The 24538-nt window shown below is 64.2% G+C and carries 24 protein-coding genes and 1 pseudogene; 11 read left to right on the forward strand and 14 right to left on the reverse strand.

Going from position 1 to position 24538, the window contains the following annotated elements; translation table 11 throughout:
• Window positions 1–27 precede the first annotated feature (27 nt).
• The 6 genes and pseudogenes from rnpA to HHL26_RS06135 form a co-directional block, all read right to left on the reverse strand.
• Window positions 28–372, reverse strand: a pseudogene (rnpA, locus tag HHL26_RS06110) (ribonuclease P protein component); the annotation flags it as partial.
• A gap of 32 nt (window positions 373–404) precedes the next feature.
• Entirely contained in the window at window positions 405–539 is a 135-nt protein-coding gene (gene rpmH, locus HHL26_RS06115; RefSeq protein ID WP_021317369.1) for a 50S ribosomal protein L34, read from the reverse strand.
• A gap of 274 nt (window positions 540–813) precedes the next feature.
• On the reverse strand, window positions 814–1584 hold the full coding sequence (locus tag HHL26_RS06120; protein WP_066559944.1) for a DsbA family protein: 771 nt from the start codon (window positions 1582–1584) through the stop codon (window positions 814–816).
• Complete coding sequence (locus HHL26_RS06125) at window positions 1581–2951, reverse strand: M48 family metalloprotease (RefSeq protein ID WP_066559942.1); 1371 nt, start codon at window positions 2949–2951, stop codon at window positions 1581–1583. The genes HHL26_RS06120 and HHL26_RS06125 overlap by 4 nt, the downstream gene beginning before the upstream one ends.
• A 127-nt stretch (window positions 2952–3078) precedes the next feature.
• Window positions 3079–4620: a 2-polyprenylphenol 6-hydroxylase gene (gene ubiB, locus HHL26_RS06130; RefSeq protein WP_066559939.1), complete on the reverse strand. Its 1542-nt coding sequence runs from the start codon at window positions 4618–4620 to the stop codon at window positions 3079–3081.
• 126 nt (window positions 4621–4746) lie between these two features.
• Entirely contained in the window at window positions 4747–5478 is a 732-nt protein-coding gene (locus HHL26_RS06135) for a class I SAM-dependent methyltransferase (RefSeq protein ID WP_066559933.1), read from the reverse strand.
• A gap of 126 nt (window positions 5479–5604) precedes the next feature.
• On the opposite strand from HHL26_RS06135, the gene mutM reads away from it, so the two are divergent.
• From mutM to HHL26_RS06155, 4 genes are all read left to right on the forward strand, one after another.
• Window positions 5605–6417 carry a bifunctional DNA-formamidopyrimidine glycosylase/DNA-(apurinic or apyrimidinic site) lyase gene (mutM, locus tag HHL26_RS06140; RefSeq protein WP_066559931.1) on the forward strand — a complete coding sequence of 271 codons (813 nt, stop codon included), beginning with the start codon at window positions 5605–5607 and terminating at the stop codon, window positions 6415–6417.
• A 119-nt stretch (window positions 6418–6536) separates the two neighbouring features.
• On the forward strand, window positions 6537–6800 hold the full coding sequence (rpsT, locus tag HHL26_RS06145; RefSeq protein WP_066559930.1) for a 30S ribosomal protein S20: 264 nt from the start codon (window positions 6537–6539) through the stop codon (window positions 6798–6800).
• A gap of 443 nt (window positions 6801–7243) precedes the next feature.
• Window positions 7244–8659, forward strand: coding sequence for a chromosomal replication initiator protein DnaA (gene dnaA, locus HHL26_RS06150; protein ID WP_066559928.1), 1416 nt, complete (start codon window positions 7244–7246; stop codon window positions 8657–8659).
• A 32-nt stretch (window positions 8660–8691) separates the two neighbouring features.
• Complete coding sequence (locus HHL26_RS06155; RefSeq protein WP_066559926.1) at window positions 8692–9297, forward strand: peptidylprolyl isomerase; 606 nt, start codon at window positions 8692–8694, stop codon at window positions 9295–9297.
• Between the two features lie 225 nt (window positions 9298–9522).
• Here HHL26_RS06155 and HHL26_RS06160 read toward each other — a convergent pair whose 3' ends face one another.
• The 4 genes from HHL26_RS06160 to secB form a co-directional block, all read right to left on the reverse strand.
• Window positions 9523–10173, reverse strand: coding sequence for a DUF4136 domain-containing protein (locus HHL26_RS06160; protein WP_066559924.1), 651 nt, complete (start codon window positions 10171–10173; stop codon window positions 9523–9525).
• 198 nt (window positions 10174–10371) lie between these two features.
• Entirely contained in the window at window positions 10372–11376 is a 1005-nt protein-coding gene (gene trpS / locus HHL26_RS06165) for a tryptophan--tRNA ligase (protein WP_066559920.1), read from the reverse strand.
• A gap of 15 nt (window positions 11377–11391) precedes the next feature.
• The gene (gene murJ / locus HHL26_RS06170; RefSeq protein WP_066559919.1) at window positions 11392–12984 is read right to left on the reverse strand and encodes a murein biosynthesis integral membrane protein MurJ; all 1593 of its coding nucleotides are present in this window, start codon (window positions 12982–12984) and stop codon (window positions 11392–11394) included.
• Window positions 12985–13131: 147 nt separating this feature from the next.
• A complete protein-coding gene (secB, locus tag HHL26_RS06175; RefSeq protein WP_066561959.1) occupies window positions 13132–13629 on the reverse strand; it encodes a protein-export chaperone SecB in 498 nt (165 codons plus the stop codon).
• Between the two features lie 190 nt (window positions 13630–13819).
• Between secB and HHL26_RS06180 the strand changes: the two genes are divergently transcribed.
• From HHL26_RS06180 to HHL26_RS06195, 4 genes are all read left to right on the forward strand, one after another.
• On the forward strand, window positions 13820–14476 hold the full coding sequence (locus tag HHL26_RS06180; RefSeq protein ID WP_066559918.1) for a Tim44/TimA family putative adaptor protein: 657 nt from the start codon (window positions 13820–13822) through the stop codon (window positions 14474–14476).
• Window positions 14473–15747, forward strand: a complete 1275-nt coding sequence (locus HHL26_RS06185; protein ID WP_066559916.1) for a murein transglycosylase A — start codon at window positions 14473–14475, stop codon at window positions 15745–15747. The genes HHL26_RS06180 and HHL26_RS06185 overlap by 4 nt, the downstream gene beginning before the upstream one ends.
• A 12-nt stretch (window positions 15748–15759) precedes the next feature.
• Entirely contained in the window at window positions 15760–16290 is a 531-nt protein-coding gene (locus HHL26_RS06190) for a Smr/MutS family protein (protein ID WP_066559913.1), read from the forward strand.
• 91 nt (window positions 16291–16381) lie between these two features.
• Complete coding sequence (locus tag HHL26_RS06195) at window positions 16382–18058, forward strand: EAL domain-containing protein (RefSeq protein WP_066559911.1); 1677 nt, start codon at window positions 16382–16384, stop codon at window positions 18056–18058.
• A gap of 28 nt (window positions 18059–18086) precedes the next feature.
• Here HHL26_RS06195 and dapE read toward each other — a convergent pair whose 3' ends face one another.
• A complete protein-coding gene (gene dapE, locus HHL26_RS06200; protein WP_066559908.1) occupies window positions 18087–19229 on the reverse strand; it encodes a succinyl-diaminopimelate desuccinylase in 1143 nt (380 codons plus the stop codon).
• A 165-nt stretch (window positions 19230–19394) separates the two neighbouring features.
• On the opposite strand from dapE, the gene HHL26_RS06205 reads away from it, so the two are divergent.
• Together HHL26_RS06205 and HHL26_RS06210 are read left to right on the forward strand one after the other, a co-directional pair.
• Window positions 19395–19838: a cupin domain-containing protein gene (locus HHL26_RS06205; protein WP_066559906.1), complete on the forward strand. Its 444-nt coding sequence runs from the start codon at window positions 19395–19397 to the stop codon at window positions 19836–19838.
• A 41-nt stretch (window positions 19839–19879) separates the two neighbouring features.
• The gene (locus tag HHL26_RS06210) at window positions 19880–20866 is read left to right on the forward strand and encodes an LD-carboxypeptidase (RefSeq protein ID WP_066561957.1); all 987 of its coding nucleotides are present in this window, start codon (window positions 19880–19882) and stop codon (window positions 20864–20866) included.
• A gap of 27 nt (window positions 20867–20893) precedes the next feature.
• Here the strand turns inward: HHL26_RS06210 and HHL26_RS06215 are convergent, their stop codons facing one another.
• From HHL26_RS06215 to HHL26_RS06225, 3 genes are all read right to left on the reverse strand, one after another.
• Window positions 20894–21250 (reverse strand): hypothetical protein, encoded by a 357-nt coding sequence (locus HHL26_RS06215; RefSeq protein WP_237229838.1) that lies wholly within the window; start codon window positions 21248–21250, stop codon window positions 20894–20896.
• A 249-nt stretch (window positions 21251–21499) separates the two neighbouring features.
• Entirely contained in the window at window positions 21500–21964 is a 465-nt protein-coding gene (locus HHL26_RS06220; RefSeq protein ID WP_066559904.1) for a vgr related protein, read from the reverse strand.
• Window positions 21961–22428, reverse strand: coding sequence for a copper chaperone PCu(A)C (locus tag HHL26_RS06225; RefSeq protein ID WP_066559901.1), 468 nt, complete (start codon window positions 22426–22428; stop codon window positions 21961–21963). The genes HHL26_RS06220 and HHL26_RS06225 overlap by 4 nt, the downstream gene beginning before the upstream one ends.
• A 176-nt stretch (window positions 22429–22604) precedes the next feature.
• Between HHL26_RS06225 and dnaK the strand changes: the two genes are divergently transcribed.
• Window positions 22605–24503 (forward strand): molecular chaperone DnaK, encoded by a 1899-nt coding sequence (gene dnaK, locus HHL26_RS06230; RefSeq protein WP_066561953.1) that lies wholly within the window; start codon window positions 22605–22607, stop codon window positions 24501–24503.
• Window positions 24504–24538: the final 35 nt, after the last annotated feature.

Below are 24538 nucleotides of genomic sequence, written 5' to 3' on the forward strand. Positions count from 1 at the left end.
CTTATCCTTCGGGGCAGAAGGCCGCCCCTTCCTGCGCGGCGCCTCGCCAACAGGCCGGCTCATCACCTTGCGCAGCGCCTTCTCCATCTCGCCACGGAGCAGGCCGAAATCGCGCTCGATCCCCTCGACGCGCCCGATGAGCACATGGTCGGCCCCCGGCACGCCAAGCGACGGCAGCAGTTCCCGCGCGAGGACGCGAAAACGGCGCTTCATCCGGTTGCGGATGACAGCGCCGCCAATCTTTTTCGTGACCGTGATGCCGATGCGCATCGCCGGATCGCCATCGCCACGTTCGCGCACCAGCAGGACAAAGCCCGGCATGGGCGCGCGCCGCCCGCGATTCGCCGCCAGAAAATCGGCGCGCCGTGCCATGACGGCAGGCGCGCTCGCTAGCGGCGCGTCGTTCAGGCGCTCAGGCTCTTGCGGCCGCGCGAACGGCGTGCGCGGATCACATTGCGGCCGCCGGGGGTCGCCATGCGGGCGCGGAAACCGTGACGGCGCTTCCGAACCAGATTGCTTGGCTGAAAGGTGCGCTTCATCGTTCATTCCTCAAAAAATCTAAAGAATCGGGCGTGACAAAAAAGGGCCGCCGGGCGGGCGGCCGCATGTCAGGGGGCGTCCGATAGGCAAAAGGCATGGCTGAGTCAATGGCGGAGGAGGCAGGAGGTCATGGTTTTGAAAATGGTGGAGCGGAATGTCCGTTCTTGGTCAGTACGGGACATTAGGCGCAACGTGTTCCTGCCTGCGCAGGAGTACGTTGCGTTTCTGGGAAACGGCGCAAGCAGAATGTCCGCCCCCACCCAAAACCGCCGCTTATTTCCCCCGCGCCGAAGCCACCGCCGCCTTCAACGCATCATAACCCACAGCCCCGTTCAGCACCTGTCCTCCGATCACGAAGGTCGGCGTGCCACTAGCCTGCAATTTCTGCGCAAGTCCGATATTCGACTGGATCTCCGCATTATATTTGCTGTCCGCCATCGCCGCCTGTGCAGCTTTTGCATCGATGCCTACCTTGGCCGCCGCAGCCAGGATCGTCTCGCGCGTCACCTTCCCCGCTGCATAAAGCGCCCGGTGATAAGGCATATATTGGTTCTTCTCCGCCGCCAGCAGCGACACCTTCGCGGCATTGATGCTCTCGTCGGACAGAATCGGCAGTTCGCGATAGACGACCTTGACCCCCTTGTCCTCACCCACCAGCTTGGCAAGGTCAGGCAGCGAAGCCCGGCAATAGCCGCAGGCATAGTCGAAAAACTCGACCACTGTCACATCGCCCTTGGCCGCGCCCTCCCATGCCCCGGCATAGGGCGTTTCGATGGTCTGGCGGCTGGCGTCGATCGTGCCGGCCATCCGCTTGGTCTGCAATTTCTCGACCGCCTGCGGAATGATCTCGGGATGCTCCAATATATAGTCGTGGACGATCTGCTCGATCGCAGCCTTGTCGCTCGCATCCACGCGGCCAGTGCTCTGCGTGCCTAGCGCAGCGCCGGTCGCGGTGACGGCGATGAAGGCGAAAACGCCAAGGGTCATCAATATGGTCCTGTTGGAAAGCGCCGCGCGAAAGCCGGGTCGCGAATTTTCGGTCATTTTTTCTTTCGCTTCTGTTCGACGGCGGCGCGGGAGACCATGGCGATATCCTGTGCGCGCAGATAGTCAACCGTGCCTGGCTTCAACCCCTGCATCGCGGCGTCGGCGCTGCGCAGCGCCATCTGGTCCTCGCCTATCATCGAATAGCGCTCCGCCGTCGCCAGCGCCGCGCGGGGCAGGTCGCCGCGATGCTCGTAAACGACGCCCAATTGATACCAGGCGAAGGGATTTTCCCGGTCCCGCGCTATGGCGTTGCGCAAGACCTTTTCCGCTTCCGCGAAATTCGCGTCATTCTCCGTCGCGATCAGCGCATGGCCGAGCAGGGTGGCGATCAGCGGCTGGTTGGTAAGCTGCACCGCTTCCCGCAATGGCGGAATGGCATCGGTGGGCTTGCCGCTTTCCAGCAGCACCTGCCCCTTCAACTCCAGAAAATAGGGATCGTGCGGCGCAGCGGTCAGCAGCGCGTCGACCTCGCTGAGCGCCTTGTCCGGATAGGCGCTCTTGTGCCAGGCATAGGCGCGCGCATAATGGGCCGGGATCGACTGGTCGCTTTCGGGATATTTGATGAGGGTCTGATTAGGCTCCGACACGAAGCCGACCAGCTTCGCCTTGATCCGCTCGAACCGCGCCTCCAGCTTCGGGTCCATCGGCTTGTCCCAGGCGGGATCGACGCTATAAACCTCCCGCAGCACATTGATGCGTTCGCCCGACAGCGGGTGGGTGCGGCCGTAACTGTCGTCCTGCGGGATGGCGAGGCGATATTCCTGGTTCTGCAGCTTCTTGAAAAATTCCAGGCTGCCCTTGCCCGAAATCCCGGCTTTGCTGAGATAACGCGCGCCGGCCAGATCGGCGGAGCTTTCCTGCGCGCGCGAAAAGGCGAGGAACTTGCCCATCGCCGCCTGCTGCCCCATGCCCAAAATGCCCATGCCCGCTTCCGCGCCGCCCGCCGCGATCGCCGCAGCGCCCAGAACCAGGCTGAGCAGGGTGATGCCGGTCGCCTCCTTCATCCCTTCGCCATAGCGGATGACATGGCCGCCCTCGATATGGCCGATTTCGTGCGCGACCACGCCCTGCACCTGGTTCACATTGTCGGCCGCGGCGATCAGCCCGCTATGCACCCAGACATATTGGCCGCCCGCGACGAAGGCATTGATATCCGGGTCATTGATGACCAGCACCTGGACATTGCGCGGCTCCATGCCCGCCGCTTTGGCCAAGGGCGCGGACATATCGGCCATGAAGGCTTCCGTTTCCGCGTCCCGCAAGATCTGCTGCGCCGCCGCCGGGCGCGCCATCAAGGCGAGTGACGCCACGGCAATGGCGGCGACGCGAAGCCAGCGGGCGCTCATGCGATCATGGTTCGGCATGCGAGGGCGGTCCGGGACAGGGGAAGAGGCTCCATCGCTGACTGTCAATGCCTTGAACGGGATGAACGGTAACTGAAAAGATATATGTAGCCTATTATCAACGTCCACCTCCGGCCGAAAACAACCCCTACAGAAAGGACGTCACCGCCGCCATCGCGCCAGCCCCGATCGCTCCGGCCAGCAACGCCACCACCACATAGCGCCACCCGGCCCCGACCCGGATCAGCCGCACCTCCGGCAAAGGCGGCGGCGGCGGCGCGCCACCCTTTTCGGGGAAAGCCTCCTCGATCCGCTTCACCAGTCCCGGCAGCCGCTGCAAAATCCGCCAATTTTCGATCAGCGCATCGGCCGCCTTCGCCTCCGGTCCCAGTTCCGATCGCAGCCATTCCTTCACATAAGGCCCGCTCGTCTCCCACAGGTTGATGTCGGGATCGAGCGAGGTCGCCACGCCCTCCACCATCACCATGGTCTTTTGCAGCAGCAGCAGATGCGGCTGGGTCTGCATGTCGAAATCGCGGGTGATCGCGAACAGCCCGTCCAGCATGCCGCCGACCGACAGTTCCCGCACCGGCTTGCCGCGCATCGGCTCGCCCACGGCCCGCAGAGCCGTCGCGAACTCCTCCACATTATGATGGCCCGGCACATATTGCGCCTCGAAGTGGATTTCCGCCACGCGCTTATAGTTGCCGGTGATCAGGCCATAGAGAATCTCCGCCAGCCACATGCGCGCCCGACGGTCGATCCGCCCCATGATGCCGAAGTCGATGGCGACGATATCGCCATTGGCGGTGACGAACAGGTTCCCCTGATGCATGTCGGCATGGAAGAAGCCCTCGGCAATCGCCTGCCGCAGGAAAGCGTTCACCAGCCGCGACGCGATCTCCTTCACATCATGCCCGGCGGCGATCAGCGCGTCCCGATCGGAGATCTTGACCCCGTCGATCCACTCCATGGTCATGACCTTGCCGCTGGTGCGGTCCCAGTCGATGGCGGGCACGCGATAGCCGGGCATCGCCTCCATCGCCTCGCCCAATTCGGAGGCGGAAGCCGCCTCGCGCCGCAGGTCGAGTTCCCGCGCCGTCCAGCGCTTCATGTTCGCGATCACCAGCCGGGGCCGCAGCCGCGCCAGTTCCCCGCCCAGCATCTCGACATGGGCGGCGGCCCATTCATAGGTCTGGATGTCGCGATTGAACTGATCGGTGACGCCGGGGCGGATCACCTTGACCGCGACGTCGCGCCCCTGCGTAGTGACCGCCCGATGCACCTGCGCGATGGAGGCCGCGCCCACCGGCTCCTCATCGAAGCGGCTGTACAGCGCCTCCAGCGGTCGCCCGAAACTCTGCTCGATCTGCGCCTTGATGGTCGCAAAGGGCACGGGCGGCAGCGCGTCCTGCAAGCGCAGCAGATCGTTGGCGGCCTCGTCGCCCACCAGATCGGGCCGCGTCGCCAGCGTCTGCCCCAGCTTGATCGCCGCCGGGCCGATGGACTGAAAGGCGTCGGCATAGCGTGGTTGCCTGGGCACGCGCGCGCCGAAACGCGCCACCTTGATCAGCCGCCGCACTGGCGTCGGGGTCAAGGGATCGCGCTCAATTCCCCGCAAGGCTCCATGGCGCGCTAGGATACGGCTCCACTTAACCAGCCGCCAGATATGCGTGATATGGGAGGCCACGTTACTTGCTCCCCTCCCCTGAAGGGGAGGGGTTGGGGGTGGGGGAGTGCCCCAAGCGCTGTGCAAAATGGATGGCTCCCACCCCAACCCCTCCCCTGAAGGGGAGGGGCTTTACTTGCATGCCCATCAAATCTTCCAGCCGCTATGGATTGCGACCAGCCCGCCGAGAATCGGCTCGACCTTGGTCTGCACGAACCCGGCTTCCCGGATCATCCGCTCGAACTCCGGCATGGGCGGGAAGCGCCGGATCGATTCGATCAGGTAACGATAGCTGTCCTCATCGTCCGCCAGCAGCTTGCCGAGCTTGGGCACCAGCCGATGCGAATAGACGTCATAGACATCGGAAAAGCCCGGCCAGGTCGTGGTGGAAAATTCGAGGCAGAAGAAGCGCCCGCCAAATTTCAGCACCCGATGCGCTTCCCGCAGCGCCTTGTCGATGTGCGTCACATTGCGGATGCCGAACGCGATCGTATAAGCGTCGAAAGCGCGTTCCCCGAAGCTCAACACTTCCGCATTCTGCTCCGACCAGATCAGCCCTTCATAGCCTTTCTTCTGTGCCCGCTCGACGCCCACGGCCAGCATTTCGGGGTTGATGTCCGACACCGTGACCTGCGCGCCATGCTTGTGCATCCGAAAAGCAATGTCCCCGGTGCCGCCCGCCATGTCGAGGATCTGCTCGTCCCGCCGTGGCTTCACGCGATTGACGAACTGGTCCTTCCACAACCGATGAGCGCCCGCCGACATGGCGTCGTTCATCAGGTCATATTTGGACGCCACGTTGGAGAAGACGGCGCGGACCATCCCCTGTTTGTCGGTGGCTTCGACATCGCGATAGCCAAAGGAAGCGGTTTCACTCATGGGCGCACGCTCTAGAGCATTTTCCCGGGGAGAGGAAACATCTGAGATCAGCTAAAATGTCCGGGGAGCGGCGCATGCATCAAGTCGCCTGTTGCCCGGCCGGTTGACGCACGACATAGAAAGGCCATGCCCGAACTCCCTGAAGTCGAAACCACGGTCGCGGGCCTCCGCTCGGTTCTTGAGGGCGCCGTCCTCACCCGTGTCGAGCCGCGCCGCGCCGACCTGCGCTTCCCGATTCCCGTCGACCTGCGCCAGCGGCTGACCGGCGCCACGATCACGGCACTGTCCCGCCGCGCCAAATATGGCCTGATCGACACCGACCGGGGCGACACGCTGATCTTCCATCTCGGCATGTCCGGCCGCTGGCGAATCGATCCGGCGGAGATCGGTGCGCACGACCATCTGCTGATCGAGACCTCGGGCGGGCGATTGCTCTCCCTCAACGACCCACGCCGCTTCGGCTCGCTCGATCTCGTCCGCAGCGAGGTTTGGGAAAGCTACAGCCCGTTCACCCGCATGGGGCCGGAACCATTGGGTCCGGACTTCACCGCCGCTGCCCTGACGGCCAGGCTCCATGGCAAGGCGACCTCGATCAAGGCCGCGCTGCTCGATCAGCGCATCGTCGCGGGCCTGGGCAATATCTATGTCTGCGAAGCGCTCAACATGGCGGGCATCGCCCCGACCCGCGAAGCGGGCAAGATCAGCCGCCCGCGCCTTACTTTGCTGGTCGAGGCGATTCGCGAGGTGCTGACCGCCGCCATTGCCGCTGGCGGCTCCACCTTGCGCGACTATGCGCGGCCCGATGGGGAGCTGGGCTATTTCTCGAAACAATGGCGGGTCTATGGCCGCGAAGGGCAGCCATGCCACTGCGGCACGCCCATAAGCCGCCGGGTGGATGGAGGCAGATCGACCTTTTTCTGCCCGAAATGCCAGCGATAGCGGGGCGTTCAGCGGTTGACGCCCCTCATGATCCCCTGTAAGGGGCGCACCTTCACAGGGCTGGCTGGCGATTCCCGGCGGGCCTTTTCATGAGATTTGACGAGAACCGAGGACAGTAAATGGCCAATACGCCGCAAGCCAAGAAGCGCATCCGCCGCAACGCCCGCCGCGCCGAAATCAACGGCGCCCGCATCAGCCGGATTCGCACCCTGGTGAAGAAGGTCGAAACCGCCCTCGCCGCCGGCGACAAGGCGGCTGCGACCACGGCGCTTCAGTCGGTCCAGCCGGAACTCGCGCGTGGCGTGGCCCGCGGCGTGCTGCACAAGAATACCGCGGCTCGCAAGTTCGGCCGCCTGACGAAGCGCGTCGGCGCGCTGGGCTAAGCCCCAGCCACTTTCAAACTCGTCAGAAGAAATACGCCCGCCCCGCGATTCTCAGCGGGGCGGGCTTTTTCATGTTTCGTTCACCAAAGGGTCATTTTGGAGGAAGTGCCCATTTCCGGCGATTCTCTCTCGATTCGAGACAGGTGGCACCCAAGGCGCTATATTAAGTATCTGATATATATATGAATTTATTCAACCCGGCCTTTTCTGCGGGTTTGCCGAGTCAACGGCTTTATTTCACATTTTTGACTGCCAGTGCCCTTGATCCGGCGAAGCAGGCCTGTCTATTTTGATCCTCCGGCCGCCACTCGAATCGAATTTCCGGCGGCCATCAGAAGGTTAGTTGATGCACGAAACTCGGGAAGGCGGGGCTTTTCCGGAACGGGTTTCTGCGTCGCATCGCCCCTGCCTATGGGGGTGCAGTTGATGGGGGTCGACTGTTTATGAAGGATATTACGGCAGTGATTGGAAGTTTCAGCGGTCTCGACACGCAGCAGACTGCGCGCCTGGAGACGGCCTGGGCGACCATTCGCGCCGGTCTGCGCCGCGACATCGGCGCGCGCATGTTCGATCAGTGGCTGAAGGCCGCGCAATTGGGCGATTATTGCCCCGAATCGCAGACGCTCGATCTGCTGTTCGCCTCCGACTTCACGGCGAACTTCGTCTCGGGTCAGTTTGGCGACCGGTTGCGGATGGCGTGGCGTTGTGCAGGAGCCAGCGTGCGCGAAGTGCGCCTTCTACGTGCGCCCAATGCGGTCGGTCCCCGCATTCTGGAACTGCATCAGGCGGAAACGGCTGTCAGTCCCGATCACGCCGTTGCGGATGCCCAGGGTCCAGCTTCGAACTTTCAGCCGCGCCACAGCTTCGACGAGTTCGTGACGGGCGACACCAATCATCTCGCCTTTTCGGCAGCCCAGGCCATGGCCGGCAAGAGCCAGCCGCGTTTCAGCCCGCTCTTCATCCATGGCGGCACCGGCCAGGGCAAGACGCATCTGCTCCACGCCATCGCTCAGCTTTTCTCAAGCCATTCGCCCTCGGCCCCGGTCCTCTACATGTCGGCCGAGCGGTTCATGATGGAATTTGTGAACGCGATGCGCGCCAATGAGACCATGATGTTCAAGGCGCGGCTGCGCGCGGCGCGGCTGCTGCTGATCGACGACATCCAGTTCATTGCCGGCAAGGGGTCGACGCAGGAAGAGTTCCTGCACACGATCAACGACCTCATCGATGCCGGCGCCCGCATCGTCGTCACCGCCGACCGCGCGCCGCAGATGCTGGACGCGATCGATCCGCGGATTCTCTCGCGCCTGGCGGGCGGGCTGGTCGCGGACATCCGCCCGGCCGGGCTGGACCTGCGTCTTGCGATCCTGGAGGCCAAGCGCGCCATTGCCGGCGACCCGCCGGTCCCCGACGCTGTGGTGGATTTCCTGGCGCGCTCGATCCGCTCCAATGTCCGCGAGCTGGAGGGCGCCTTCAACAAGCTCATCGCATACGGCCAGCTCACCGGCCGGTCGATCGACCTTGAGTTCGCGCAGGGGATGCTGGCCGACGCGGTGCGCGCCAATGCCCGCCGGATCACCGTCGACGAAATTCAGAAGGCCTGCGCCGCGCATTACAAGATCGACGCGGCGGAGATGCGCTCCAAGCGCCGGGCGCGCGCGGTGGCTCGTCCCCGCCAGGTGGCGATGTATCTCGCCAAGAAGATGACGCCGCGCTCCTTGCCGGAGATCGGCCGCATCTTCGGCGGACGCGACCATAGCACCGTTATCCATGCCGTGCGCACGATCGAGGAATTGCGGCAGAGCAATCCGGATATCGACGCCGATATCCGCGCTCTGCAGCGCCAGTTGGAAGGCTGACAGGGGCGGGGCTTTGGATTAGGCTTCACGCCATGATCCGACAGCTTTCTCTTTTCCTCGCCGCTTTTTTCTGTCTTGGCTCTGCCTTCGCGCAGACCGCTGCCGCGCCGTCACCCGCCGATGTGCGGGTCGCGCTCGAAACCAGCGTCGGGCGCATTGTTGTAGCCGTGCATGTCGCCAAGGCGCCGGTCACGGCCACGAACTTCCTGCGCTATGTCGATCAGAAGCGGCTGGACGGCACGCTATTCTATCGCGGTGTCGGCACGGCCGATTATGGCTTCGTGCAGGGTGGCGCGCAGAACGATCCCAAGCGCGTCCTGCCGCCGATCAAGCATGAACCGACAAGCCAGACGGGCCTTACCCATGATGACGGCGCGCTTTCCATGGCCCGCTATGCGCCGGGCAGCGCGACCGGCGATTTCTTCATCGTGCTGGGCAAGATGCCGGGCATGGATGCGCATCCGGAGGCGGCGGGAGACAATCAGGGTTTCGCCGTCTTCGCCCATATTGTCGAAGGCATGGAAGTGGTGAAGGCGATCCTGGCCGCGCCCAAATCGCCCACGGCTGGCGAGGGCGTGATGAAGGGACAGATGCTGGAGCAGCCGGTGAAGATTCTGACGGTGCGGCGCATGCCCTGAAGGATGGTGGTTTAGGGTGGGTTGCGGACCCCATTTCCGTCATCCCAGCGAAAGCTGGGATCTCAGGCGATAGCGCACGGTCTAGCCTCACGAGATCCCAGCCTTCGCTGGGATGACGATATTATCAACGTCAGCAATTGGCCAACACCCCCCCAAAGAAAACCCGGCGATCATCGACCGCCGGGCAAAGGGGCATGGTTGGGAGCCGCCCTTCCGAAATGCCGTTCAGCCCTTCTTTTCGGGCGGCAGGGTGATCTTCACATTCTCGCCATTCTGACCGGGGAATCCCGTGAACATCGCGTCGATCAGGTTCGGCACCAGATAGGTTAGCTTGTTCGACAGGGACTGGGCCTGCGCCTTGCCTTCGAACAGGCGGCGATGGTCGGCGGCGCGGTCGATCTTCATGCTGAGGTCGCTGGTATAGACCGTATAGCTGCTGATGTCGTTATAGCCGCCGGGTCCGAACAGCCACGGATCATAAAAGCCATAGCCCCAGGGACGGCCCCAGCGCCCGCGCCAGCCCCAGCCGCCGTAAAAGAAGGGATCGGGCGCGCCGACGCCGGTCGAGCGCACCTTCTCGCGCCCATTGTCCACGCCGTAGGAAACCCGAACGATCAGGTCGGCCCGCGCCGGGTCACCGGCCGCGACATAGCCGGTCTGGGTCAGGCGCTGGCCGACGAGATCGGCATAGTGCGAAAATTCAAGACCACCGGCGAGACGCGGATCGTCCGCAACGATGGTGAAGCTCTGCCCGGCGGGCGCCGGGAGCTGCTGAAAGCGGGCGACATCCGCCTTGAAGGAAGTTGCGCAGCCCGACAGCGCCACGAGCGCCAGGGCGGGCGCCGCGATCAGGCCGATCTTTTTGAAACGGGTCATTTTTCTGCGTCCTGTATCAGGCACTACGCCTGCCAAACATCTTGCGTCGTGCCATAGCAAAACGCAACTGAACATCGTTTGAACGCGCGTAACGGGCGAATGGGCGCAAACCATGTCCTGCCAACCTTACGACGGCGCGGGCAGGATTATTCCGTCGCGGACAGGGAAGGGGCCGCCGCTTTGGCGACCCCTGTGGCATCAGCGCATCAGTCCCATGGCGTCATAAGCGGCACGCAACGTCGGCGCGGCTGCGGTGGATGCCTTGGCCGCGCCTTTTTCCAGGATCGCGTCGAGCGCGGCGTCATCCGTGCGCAATTCCATGAACCGCGACCGGATCGGCCGAAGCGTTTCGACCAACAGCTCGCCCAGCGCGGGCTTGAACGCGCCGAAGCCCTTGCCCGCAAACTCGGCGCAGACGGCGTCGGCAGTGGTGCCCGCCAGCGTCGCATAGATGCCGACCAGATTGTTCGCTTCCGGACGCCCGGCCAGCCCAGCGGCGGTTTCGGGCAGCGGCTCGGGATCGGTCTTGGCCTTCTTCACCTTCTGCATGATGGCATCGTCATCGTCGGTCAGGTTGATGCGGCTCATGTCGGAAGGGTCGGACTTGGACATCTTCGCCGTGCCGTCGCGCAGTGACATGATGCGCGCCGATTCCTTGGGGATGATCGGGTCGGGCAGGGTGAAGAGTTCCACGCCGAAATCGGTGTTGAACTTGGTGGCGATGTCGCGCGCCAGTTCCAGATGCTGCTTCTGGTCCTCGCCCACCGGCACATGGGTGGCGTTGTAGACGAGGATGTCGGCCGCTTGCAGCACCGGATAGACGAACAGGCCGATGGAGGCGCCCTCGCGGTCCTTGCCCACCTTGTCCTTGAACTGGGTCATGCGGTTCAGCCAGCCGATCCGTGCCGTGCCGTTCAGCAGCCAGCAGAGTTCCGCATGGGCCGGCACTCGCGCCTGGTTGAAGAGGACCGAGCGGTCGGGATCGATCCCGGCGGCGACCAGCGCGGCGGCCATGTCGCGGACGTTGCGGATGCGCTGCTCGCGCCCCTCATGCACGGTGATGGAGTGCATGTCGGCCAGAAAGAAGAAGCACTGGCTGTCGGCGTCCATTTCGTCCTGCATCCGCACCCAGTTGCGGATCGCGCCCAGATAATTGCCCAGGTGCAGATTGCCGGTCGGCTGGATGCCGGAAAGGACGCGCATGTCTTGATCCGTTCTTTATGAGGTTGCACTTTTGCGGCGCATCAGCGCCTTGAGGTCGGACAGCCGATAGGCGCCCGTGACGAAGCAGGCCACCCCGTACAGCGCGATCCCCACGCCGACAAGCACGGCCAGCGCGACATAGCGCTGGATCATCACCCCGCCAAGCCAGGGGTCGAGCAGCCCTTCGCCCGCATAAAGCGCCGCGCCCATGGCGACAGCGGCCACGGCCAGCCGGGGCAGCCGCCGCCGCAATTGCGCATCGGCGGCGAAGTGTCCGCGCTTCACCAGCGTGGAATAGAGCATGGCGACATTGACGGTGGAGGACAGCGCCGTCGCCAGCGGCGGGCCGACATGGCCCATGCCTAGCTGACCAAGCAGCGGGATCAGCACGAAATTGCCGATGATGTTGATGACGATAGACAGCATCGCATAGCGCACCGGCGTCCGGGTGTCGCCGCGCGCATAATAGCCCGGCGTCAGCACCTTCACGAGCACATAGGAGGGCAGGCCGATGGAAAAGGCCGACAAGGCCCAGCCGCAGCGCTGCGCGTCCTCCACGGTGAAGCGGCCATATTGGAACAGCCCGCGCACGATCGGCTCGGCCACAATGATGAAGGCGACGGTGGCGGGCAGCGTCAGGAACAGCGCCAGTTCGATGCCTCGGTTCTGCGTGTCCATTGCCACTTGTTCCTGCCCGGTCGAAAGCAGGCGCGAGATGGTCGGCAGCAGGATGGTCCCAAGCCCGATGCCGATCAGCCCCAGCGGCAACTGGTTCAGCCGGTCGGCATAATAGATATAGGTGATCGATCCCGAAGCGAGCAGCCAGCCCGACAAGGCGGTGGAGATCAGCAGGTTGATCTGTGACGCGCCCGCGCCCGCCGCTGCCGGAACGATCAGGCGGAGCAACTCCTTCACATCCGCGTCGAAACGCGGCCGCTTGAGCTTCATCGACACGCCCGCCCGGCGGCAGGCCCAGACCAGCCAGAGCAATTGCAGCGCGCCACCCACAGTGACGGAAATCGCCTGTACCCGCGCCGTTTCATATTCATTGGCGCCGTGGAACAGCCAAAGTCCCGCGATCATGGCGACGTTGAGCAGGATCGGCGCCGCCGCATTCACCCAGAATTTGTCGAGCGAATTCAATATGCCGCCCAGCAGCGAGGCCAGGCTGATCAGCGCCAGATAGGGCAAGGTGATGCGCGACAGCATGACCGCGAAGGCGAATTGCTCGGCCGTCGGATGCTGGCGCGAAAAGCCGCCGGATAGCGCCCAGGTGATCGGCCAGGCCGCCGCGATCAGCAGCGCGGTGAAGACCACCAGCACCGGCAGCAGCACTGCCAGCGCCCGCTCGGCAAAATGATAGCCTTCCGCGATTCCGCCCGGTCCCGCCGCCTTGCGGTTGAACATCGGGATGAAGGCGGCGGAGAAGGCCCCCTCGGCAAAGAGGGCGCGGAACATGTTGGGCAGGCGGAAGGCGACGCCGTTGAACGCGTCCGACGCGAAACCCGCGCCGACATAGCGCGCCGCCAGCGAATCGCGCACCAGCGCGAGTATCCGGCTGGCGAGCGTCAGTCCGCCGACCGAGCCCAGCGCCCTGGCCAGTTTCATGCCATGGCTTCCCGTTCGTCCTGAGTAGCCGCTGAGCGAAGTCGAAGCGGCGTATCGAAGGATGGTTGCGGAGCTGCTTCGATACGGGCCTTCGACAAGCTCAGTCCCTACTCAGCACAAACGGACAGGAGAATGTTCTGGCTTTGCTCAGGCGTGACCGGCCGGTTCGCCCGTGGTCTGTGCCATGGCATTGGCCTGCTGGACATAGAGGCCGCCGAAATCGATCGGGTCGAGCAGCAGCGGCGGGAAGCCGCCGTCGCGGATCGCATCGGCCAGTACGCGGCGGGCGAAGGGGAAGAGCAGGCGCGGCGCTTCGGCCAACATGAAGGGCTGCATCTGGTCTTCGGGCACGTTGCGCATGCCGAAGATCGCGGCATAGACCAGCTCGACGGCAAAGGCGGTGCCCTGCGGCGCGGTCGCCTTGACCTCGACCTTCAGCGAGACTTCAACGACCTCCTCGCCCACCTTGTCGGCGCCGATGTTGAACTGGACGTCGATCTGTGGCTGATCCTGCCACTGGTAGACGGCCGGGGCGTTCGGGTTCTCGAACGACAGATCCTTCACATATTGGCTGATCAGCGCAATCTGCGGGCCGGTGTCGGCGCCATTGCCGGTGGTTTGAATGATATCGGCTTCCTCGGCCATCTTATTTCCCTGAGGTTTAAGGTTCGTCTGGCGGGCAGAATGCCCGCGCTTGTTGATCCGCGCGCTTAGCAGGGGCGGCAGGGCGGAGCAATGCGGCACATGAAAAGCGGCCATTTGAATATGCGGGGAAACATGCTTATGTTGGCAGCGTTACAGTTTTTCAGATTCAGTCCAAAGGGTACGTGACCCCGTGTATGTGATCGTCATCCTCGCCATGATTGCCGGTTTTCTGGCGCTGCGGCTCTATTCCGTGCTCGGCAAGCGCACCGGGCATGAGCAGGAGCCCGCCCTGCGCCCGGCTGACGAGCGCGCGAAAGTGACGATCGTGCAGCCCCGGCCGGTTGCGGAAATGGCGGGCGATTCGGTGCGCCTTTCCGATGGCCTGATCGCCCCTGGCGGCGAGGCGGGCGTGCGCGCATTGATCGCGGCGGACCGTAGTTTCGACGTGCCCCAGTTCGTCGAGGGCGCCAAGGCCGCCTACAAGATGGTGCTGGAAGCCTTTTGGCGGGGCGACCGGCAGGAGCTGGAATGGCTTTGCGACGCCGATGTGCTGGCCTCTTTCGAGGAAGCGATCGCCGCGCGTCAGGCGGAGGGCCACGTCCTCGACAATCGTCTGGTCCGGATCGAAAAGGCGCAGATCATCGACGCCAGCGTCACGGGCCGCATGGCGGAGGTATCGCTGCGGTTCGAGGCGGATATCGCTGCGGTCACCCGGGACAAGGACGGCCATGTCGTCGCCGGTTCGTTGACCGACGCGGTCGGCACCAACGATATCTGGACCTTCTCGCGCGATCTGCGCAGCACCGATCCCAATTGGAGGCTCAGCGAGACCGACGAGGCGGCATGAGCCTGCCGTCCTTGGGTGGTGGAGTGCGGGCGGGTTGCGCGCTGGCCGTAGCGCTGCTCTTGTCCGCTTGCGCGGGCGGCGTGATTCCGCCGGGCGCGGGCGGCCCCGCGCCGACGCGTCCGCCCCGTGGCGGTGGCGAGACGGTGACACGCCCCATTCCTTCCACGCCCCGGCCGACCTTGCCGACAACGCCGCCGGTGACGGTGCCTGTCGACACGGCCAATGCAGTCAGTGCTGGCGTCACGCGTGGCCCCGATATTGCCGATCTCATTCCCTCGGGCGAGCGCTCGCGCAAAGCGCTCCAGGCTTTCCGCCTGTCCTGCCCCTCGTTGATGAAGCGGGGCGACCAGAGCGGGCTGACGCAGGGAGCGGATTGGAACAGCGCCTGCGCTGCCGCCTCAAGCTGGCCCGAAGCATCGGCCAATGAATTTTTCTCCCGCTATTTCGAAGCGGTGCAGGTGGGCGAGGGAAAGGCCTTCGTCACCGGCTATTATGAGCCGGAGATCGCCGGATCGCGGACGCGCCAGCCCGGCTATCAGGTGCCGATCTACCGTCGCCCGCCCAATCTGGTCGACGTCAATCTCGGCCTGTTCAGCGACAGCCTGAAGGGCAAGACCATCAGAGGCAAGGTGGACGGCAGCAATTTCGTCCCCTTCGACGATCGGTCGCAGATCGTTTCGGGATCGCTGGCGGGCAGGGGGCTGGAACTGGCCTGGGCCGCCGATCCGGTCGAATTCTTCTTCCTCCAGGTGCAGGGCAGCGGGCGGCTGATCCTGCCCGATGGCGGCGTGATGCGCATCGGCTATGACGGGCAGAATGGCCGCGACTATACCGGCATCGGCAAGCTGATGAAGGATCGCGGCCTGATCCAGGCAGGATCGATGCAGGACATCATGGCCTGGCTGCGCGCCAATCCCGCCGAGGGCGCGGCGATCATGGACGAGAATAAGAGCTTCGTCTTCTTTCGTGAACTGACTGGCGCGGGCCCGCTGGGAGCCCTGGGCGTGCCGGTGACGCCGGAGGCGACGGTGGCGGCCGATCCCAAATATGTGCCGCTGGGTGCGCCGGTTCTCCTGTCGCTCGACCGGGCCGAACCCAATGGCATTTGGATCGCGCAGGATACCGGCGGCGCGATCAAGGGCGCCAATCGCTTCGACAGCTTTTGGGGCGCGGGCAGCGATGCCCGGATGATCGCGGGCGGCATGTCGGCGCGCGGCAGCGCGTTGATCCTGCTGCCGCTCGGGTCGGCGGCGCGGCTCGGCCAGCCCTGACGTCATGCTGCGATGGCCCGGCGCAATCTCACCTCTGAAGAACAGGCGCTCTGGACGGCGCTGACCCGGTCGGTAAGGCCGATGCGGCCCGGCGCGCGGACGCCCGCTCTTCCGGCGGTGGCGGTCGAGGCGACGGGCGCAACAAGGTTAACGCCTCTCTCCGTTCAGACCGTTGCCGCGGCCCCGGCGCGTACTCCGGCAACGACATTGGATTCGAGCTGGGAGCGCAGAATCCGTAGCGGAAATCTGGCGCCGGACATGGCCATAGATCTGCACGGGCATAGCCTGGCGGCGGCCCATGCCCAGCTTAACCAGGCGCTGGCCACGGCCTGGGCACGGGACGCCCGGATATTGCTGGTGGTCACCGGCAAACCGCCAAAAACCTCATCTTCAGGCGGATCGCGTCGCGGTGCCATTCGCGGCGAGATCGGCCATTGGCTGGAAACCAGCAGCTACGCCGACCGCATCGCGAGCGTGCGGATCGCGCATCAGCGCCACGGCGGCGACGGCGCGCTCTACGTGATAATGCGGCGCAAGAAATAAGCCCTTTTTTGAGCAATGCACTGACCTTTTCTTAACCACTGTCCTTCATATCCGGCTGATCCGGGATCGGGCTGCACGGGTAGGGAGGCACATGCAGGGCGTGACATTGACAAGCCGCGCCACTGCCTTCGCCTGCGCCGCGGGGGCGCTGGTGTTCATCCTGTCGCTGGTCCTGGGCCAAGGGCAGGCGACGGATATCGACGGCATTGGCCGGTCCCTCATCATCGCGATCCTGTGCGGCACATTGAGCTGGGCTTCCGCCCGCCGAACCGTGGCGACGACTGCCAGCGCCATAGACGGGGCGACCGAGCGGCTGCTGGCGGCGGCGCATGGCGACCTGCAATCCGCCGTGCCTGCCGACATCGGCCAGGAACTGCCTGACCTCTCCGTGGCGATGGAAAGCCTGTTCAGCCAGGTGCGGACCAATCTGGACCATGTCCAGGCACTGGCCCTGTTCGATCAGGTGACCGGCCTTGCCAACCGCGCGAATTTTTGCAGGCAGGTCGAACGGCTGCTTGCCGAGCGCAGCGAAGAGGGGTTGGCGGCCCTGTTCTTCATCGACCTTGACGGGTTCAAGGGTGTCAACGACACGCTGGGCCATGCGGCGGGCGACCAGTTGCTGGCGCGCGTCGCCGGGCGCCTGCGTGAAGTCGCCATGGCGCAGGCCAGCGCGGGGACCGGCGACTGCCTGATCGGCCGTCTGGCGGGGGATGAATTCACCCTGTTCGTGCCTGCCCTGCCCGATCTGGAAACCGCCGGCCGGATTGCCCGCGCCATCCAGTTCGCGCTGCGCGAGCGGTTCGACCTGGGCAGCCAGCATGTCGACCTGGGCGCGTCGATCGGCATCGCCTGCTATCCCGAACATGGCGACACGCTGCCCGCGCTGCTGCGCTCGGCTGACATCGCCATGTATCATGCCAAGCATCAGGGCCGTAACCGGGCCGAGATGTTCACCACAGAGCTGGCGCTGGAAGCCGCCGATCGCGCCGAACTGGAGCGAGACCTGCTGCTGGGCCTGCAACGCGACGAGTTCCTGCTGGAATTCCAGCCGCAGATCGAGATCGGCAGCGGCCGGGCGGTCAGCGCCGAAGCGCTGGTCCGATGGGTGCATCCGGAACGCGATCTGGTCATGCCCAGTTCTTTCGTGCCCGTTGCCGAGGAAAGCGGCGCGATCGTGGCGCTGGGCGACTGGGTCATGGGCCGGGTATGCGAAACGGCGGCGCGCTGGGCGCGGAGCGGGATCGCGCAGCGTATCGCGATCAACATCTCTTCACGGGAACTGGGGCAGGCGGATTTCTTCCTGCGCCTGCGCCACGCTATGGACGCGCATCAGACTCCGGCGATCATGCTGGAACTGGAAATCACCGAATCGCTGGCGATGGACATGAAGGCGTGGACGCTCGATCAGTTGAGCGCCCTGAGGCGTGATGGCGTGCGCGTAGCCATCGACGATTTCGGAACGGGCTATTCCAACCTGTCGCGATTGCGGGAACTGCCCGTCGACCGGGTGAAGATCGACCGTTCGCTGGTCCGCGACATCGCCGTTTCGGCCGAAGCGCGCACGATTTGCAGCGCGGTCGTCGGACTGATTCAGGGTCTGGGCATGGAGGTGGTGGTCGAGGGCGTGGAGACCGAGGCGCAGATGGAGATGCTGCGCGTGATCGGCTGCACCCTGTTCCAGGGCTATCATCTGGCGCGGCCTACGGGCGAGGAGGATTATCTCGCCCGCTTTGCCTTTGTACCGATGGTCGAGCGCCGGTCGGTCTAAATCGGATATTTGCGTTCAGGACAGGTTTTTAACCCCCTAAGGCCCGCACAGTCACCAGCCGATAGATTTCCGTAAGGTCGTGCAGATCGGCCAGGGCCACGGCTTCATCCAGCTTGTGCATGGTCGCATTGTTGAGGCCGAATTCCACCACCGGGCAAAGGCGTGAAAGGAAACGGGCATCGGACGTGCCGCCGGTTGTGGACAGTTCCGCCTCCACGCCGGTGACTTCGCGGATCGCGCCTGCGACCAGATCCGACAATATGCCCGGTTCGGTCAGGAAGGGTTCGCCGCTGATCTTGGCTTCCACCGTGCCGCCTTCGGTTGCGGCGAGCGCGGTGATGCGTTCCACCAGTTCCGCGCCGCTATGTTCATTGTTGAAGCGGATCGAGATGCGCGCCTGTGCGGCGGCGGGGATGACGTTGGTGGTGGGATTGCCGACGTCGAGATTGGTGATCTCGATATTGCTGGCCTGGAACCAGTCATTGCCTTCGTCCAGCACGATGGCGTCGATGGCCGACAGGATGCGGACGAGGCGCGGGACCGGATTGTCGGCCAGGTGGGGATAGGCGACATGGCCCTGCACGCCCTGCACATTGATCCACATATTGACCGAGCCGCGACGGCCGATCTTGATGACGTCGCCCAGCCGCTGCGAGGAAGTCGGCTCGCCCACCAGGCAGAGATCGGGGCGCAGGCCATGGGCGGCCATGCGATCCATCAGCGCGAGCGTGCCGTAGACCGCCGCGCCTTCCTCATCGCCGGTGATGATCAGGCTGATCGTGCCGGGCAGGTCTTCGGGCAGGTCATGCAGCGCGGCGACATAGGCGGCGATGGCGCCCTTCATATCCACCGCGCCGCGGCCGTAGAGCAACTCGCCGCGCCTTTCCGGCTGGAAGGGATCGCTGGTCCAGCCATTGCCCGGCGGGACCACGTCCAGATGCCCGGCGAAGGCGAAATGCCTGCCTGGCCCGGTCGTCCGCCAGGCCAGCAGATTTTCCACCGGGCCGTCGGGCGCCTCGCCGGTCACGAAGCGGTCGACGGTGAAGCCCAGGGGTTTCAGCATCGCCTCCAGCACCGCGAAGACCTCGCCCGTGGCAGGCGTGACGGACGGGCAGGCGATCAGCTTCTCGGCTATGATGATCGGGTCGGCATCGGTGCTGGTCTTGGTCATGGGGTTGCGTTAGAGCATTTTGAAGCCGGCTGGAACAGTCGGCGGCTCGCAAAATGCGGCAGAAAAGGCAAAGCATTTTGAAGCCGGCTGGACAGCCGACGGCTCGCAAAATGCGGCGGAAGGCGGCACGAAAACGAAGCGGCTTTGCCAGCAGGAGGACGTATCATGCCCAAGATCGACCTTGCGGCCATCGAACAGACCAATCGGACCGGCTATCCGCCGGAATATGCGGATGCAGTGGCGGAACGTTGGGTGCGCAAGCTCGGTCCCGCGACCGGCCTTGCCGATTTCGGCGTCAGCCATGTGGTGCTCAAGCCTGGTGCGGCATCCTCCCAGCGGCATTGGCACGAGGATGAGGACGAGTTCGTCGTCATGTTGAGTGGCGAGGCGGTTCTGGTCGAGGAGGGGAGCCGGACCACGCTGCGCGGCGGCGACATGGCGTCTTTCGCGAAGGGCGATCCCAATGGTCACCATCTGGTCAACGAGAGCGGCGAAGATTGCGTTTTCGTGGCGGTAGGGCGCGTTCCGCTGGGGGATGCGCACTATCCCGATATCGACATGCAATGGGTCAAGGGAGCCTATCGCCGCAAGAATGGAAGCGGCTTTTGAAGCTGGACCGGCGGACGTCGATAGCCTTGCTGGGGGTGGCGATGGCGGCGCCCAGGGCTTTGGCGGCGGTTCCGGCCGGGGTGGTGAAGCCGGCCCGGCTGCGTCCTGGCGACACGGTGGGGCTGGTCGAGCCGGCGGGCTTTACCGATGACGCATTCGACCTCGATCTGGTCAAGGAGACGATCGTCGCCATGGAGCTGGTGCCGAAACCGGCGAAGCATCTGGTCGAACGCAACGGCTATCTGGCGGGGACGGATGCGGACCGGGCGGCGGATATCAACGCGATGTTCGCCGATCCGCAGGTGCGGGCCGTGTTCGCGACGCGGGGTGGATGGGGTTGCGCGCGGGTTCTGCCCTATCTGGATTTCAAGACGATCAGGGCCAATCCCAAGCTGCTGATCGGCTTTTCCGACATCACTGCCCTGCATCTCGCCTTTGCGGCGCGGGCGGGGTTCGTCACCATCCATGGGCCCAATGCGGCGAGTAGTTGGCCGCGCTTTTCCTGGGATGCTTTTCGGGCCATTGCTTTCGACGGGGCGACGCCCTTGCTCGCCAATCCGGATGGGCATGAAGACCGGCTGGTGCAGCGGAGCGGACGTATCCGGACCTTCCGGGGCGGGAAGGCGAGCGGGCGGTTGCTGGGCGGGAACCTGACCGTGCTCTCGACGCTGATGGGCACACCCTGGGTGCCGGATTTCGAGGGCGTGATCCTGTTTATCGAGGATGTCAGCGAGCAGCCCTACCGGATCGACCGGATGCTGACGCAGTTGTCGCTTGCCGGGGTGCTGGGCAAGGTAGCGGGCGTGGTGTTCGGGCAGTGCACCGATTGCGGTCCGAGCGGGGCGTCTTACGGTGGCTTTACGCTGTCGGAGGTGTTGCAGCAGCATTTGGGCGCGCTTGGGGTTCCGGCTTTTCAGGGCGCGCTGTTCGGGCATGTCGCCAGCCAGTTCAGCCTGCCGGTCGGGTGCCGGGCGGAAATCGACGCCGACGCGGGAACGATCCGGTTGCTGGAGGCTGCCGTCCGATAAAGCCGATCGCTCAGAGGCGGTAGCGGTTCAATCCTTGTCGTCGGCAGGACGGACATAGGCGCCATGCCCGTCCGGCGGCACCAGCGCCTTGTCCTTGATGGTCAAAGCGAGGGTCTGGAAGCCGGGTTCGGGCACATCCTTGGTCTTTTCGGCGGTGAGGATGACGGTGCCGTCCTTCTCGTTCCATTTGCCCTCCGCGAAGAGGTCGAGCGCGCCATAGACCAGATACCATTGAAAACGGCCGTCCGGATGGAGCATCAGTTCAGAGCCTGTCTCCATCACCCCGCGCAGATAATAATGGCCCACGCGTTCGGGGTTCTGCGCCCATGCAGGGCTGGCCAGGAAGGCAACGAGAGGCAGAAGGGCGGTGGGCGCGCGCATCATCCCGCGATCATGGCACAGGATGGCGCGGGGGAACAGGCGTGCCAGGCGTGGGGGCGGTGCAGTTAAGATGAGGGAAATGGTGGCGGGTTTTGGCCATTAGCTGCCATTGATTGATCCGTGTTCCTGCGAAGGCAGGAACCCAGTTCCGCCGCTTGTGGATCATCGCACCGTAGGAACTGGGCTCCTGCCTTCGCAGGAACACGGTGTACTTCAAGAAAACAGCGCGAAACAGAACGTCCCTTATCCACCCTAAACCGTCGTGAAGGGCAGCAGCGCCTCATAGACCGGCAAGGGCGGCTTGCCATCCACGCGAACCCCTTGCCGCAGCAGAAAGGCATGGCGCGCGATTTCCGCCTGCTGTTCCAACCCATAACGGTGGAAGGGCCGCCCCGGCACGATCTCATAGCCGTAGCGGCAGAAGGGGTGGCGCATCAGCGGCAGATACCATTTGCCGCCCCGCTGCGCCTGCCAGACATGGGTCATCTCATGGATGAAATGCCCCTGGATATGCAGCGGGCTGTCGCAGAAATCCGCGCAGAACAGACCGCCAGCCGGATGGAACCAGAGGTCGCCATCGGGCGACATGGTGACTTGCCGGGGCTGGAAGAGCCACCATTTGCGGTTATGTACCCGCACCCGGTCATAATCGATCGCATCTGCGAAGATCGAGCGGGCCAGGGCGGTTTCCGCCGCCGTCAGCGGCCGGCCGGTCAATGCGCCTTATGCTCCTCTGGCTTGTGTGCAGGGGTGGCCGCGCCGGGCTTCTGGATCATCGCGTCGACCAGCAGGCGGTCGCCATTGGCGAGCAGGAAGGTCAGCGTCATCTTGCCCCGGCTGATCGCCGTGTCGTTCACGCCCCAGAGCATCAGATGCTTGCCGCCGGGCGCGAAGGCGACCTTCGACTTGGCGGGGATGGGGACGCTGTCGAGCGGCTTCATCGTCATCTTCCCGCCCTCGCTCATGCTCTCATGCATCTCCACCTTCAGGGCATAGTCGGTCAGCACGCCGCGCAGGGCCGTGTCCGCATCGCCACCATGGGCGACGAAATAACCGGACGAGGGGGTGTCCTTATTGGGGCTGAGACGCACCCAGGCCTGATCGACATAGGTGGGCGCTGGATCGCCGCAGGCCGACAGGGCAAGGGGAGCGAGGGTGATAAGGGAGAAATAAGCGCGCATGGGGAAGGCCTTCGTGACTGTCTCGTTTCCGGTCGATTGACTAGCTAATGCTGGCAGCTTCTTGTGCCAAGCGAAAGCGCGCCTATATCCCTTTCGCAAACGGCCTTGCCTTGGCGCTTTCGTGAGGTATGGGGCCGTCAACCGCTGAATGTGATTTGGGGTTCAAAGAGGACAAGATGGCAAAAGTAATCGGTATCGACCTTGGCACCACCAATAGCTGCGTCGCCGTGATGGACGGCGGCAAGCCCAAGGTCATCGAAAATGCGGAAGGCGCGCGGACCACGCCGTCGATCGTCGCCTTCACCAAGGATGGCGAGCGCCTGATCGGTCAGCCTGCAAAGCGTCAGGCCGTGACCAATCCGGACAATACGGTTTTCGCGGTGAAGCGCCTGATCGGCCGCCGCTTCGATGATCCGATGACCAAGAAGGACATGGAGCTGGTGCCCTACAGCATCGCCAAGGGTCCGAACGGCGACGCCTGGGTCAATGCCGGCGGCAAGGATTATTCGCCTTCGCAGATTTCCGCCTTCACCCTCCAGAAGATGAAGGAAACCGCCGAGAGCTATCTGGGCGAGACGGTCACGCAGGCGGTCATCACCGTTCCGGCCTATTTCAACGACGCCCAGCGTCAGGCAACCAAGGACGCCGGCCAGATCGCTGGCTTGGAAGTGCTGCGCATCATCAACGAGCCGACCGCGGCTGCGCTGGCCTATGGGCTTGAGAAGCAGGATGGCAAGACCATCGCGGTCTATGACCTTGGCGGCGGCACCTTCGACATCTCGATCCTGGAGATTGGCGATGGCGTGTTCGAGGTGAAGTCGACCAATGGCGACACCTTCCTGGGTGGCGAGGATTTCGACGCCAAGCTGGTCGAATATCTGGCCGCCGACTTCAAGAAGGAAGAGGGCATCGACCTCACCAAGGACAAGCTGGCGCTCCAGCGTCTGAAGGAAGCCGCTGAAAAGGCGAAGATAGAGCTGTCCTCGGCCCAGTCGACCGAAGTCAACCTGCCCTTCATCACCGCCGACCAGAACGGCCCCAAGCATCTGGTGAAGAACATCACCCGTTCCGACCTGGAGCGGCTGGTGGCCGACCTCATCAAGCGGACCATGGAACCGTGCAAGAAGGCGCTGGCCGATGCGGGCGTTTCGGCGGCCGAGATCAGCGAAGTCGTCCTCGTCGGCGGCATGACCCGCATGCCCAAGGTGCGCGAAGCCGTGAAGGACTTCTTCGGCAAGGAACCGCATACCGGCGTCAACCCGGACGAAGTGGTCGCCATGGGCGCGGCGATCCAGGCTGGCGTGTTGCAGGGCGACGTCAAGGACGTGTTGCTGCTCGACGTTACCCCGCTGAGTCTCGGCATCGAGACGCTGGGCGGCGTGTTCACCCGCATGATCGACCGCAACACCACCATCCCCGCCAAGAAGTCGCAGGTCTATTCGACCGCCGACGACAATCAGCAGGCGGTGACGATCCGCGTGTTCCAGGGCGAGCGTGAAATGGCGGCGGACAACAAGCTGCTCGGCCAGTTCGATCTGGTCGGCATCCCGCCCGCGCCGCGCGGCGTGCCGCAGATCGAAGTCACCTTCGACATCGACGCCAACGGCCTCGTCAACGTCCATGCCAAGGACAAGGGCACCGGCAAGGAACAGCAGATCCGCATTCAGGCGTCGGGCGGTCTGTCGGACGCCGACATCGACCAGATGGTCAAGGATGCCGAGCGTTTCGCGGAAGAGGACAAGAAGAAGCGCGAATCGGCCGAGGCGAAGAACAATGCCGAGAGCCTGATCCACACCACCGAGCAGCAGCTTTCCGAGCATGGCGACAAGGTGGACGCTGGCCTGAAGTCGGAAATCGAAACCGCCATCGCCGCCACCAAGTCGGCGGTTGAAAGCGGCGATGCCGAGGCGATGAAGGCCAAGGCGCAGGAACTGGCGCAGGTCGCCATGAAGCTGGGTCAGGCCATTTATGAGAAGGAGCAGGCGGCTGCGGCTGCTCCGGGTGCGGACGCGCCTAAGGCGGACGATGATGTCGTCGATGCCGAATTCTCGGAAGTGGACGACAACAAGGCGTAAGCTGATGTGCTTGCCCCGTCATGGCTGCTGTGGTC

Source organism: Sphingobium sp. TB-6, assembly GCF_012927365.1.
GTDB lineage: Bacteria > Pseudomonadota > Alphaproteobacteria > Sphingomonadales > Sphingomonadaceae > Sphingobium.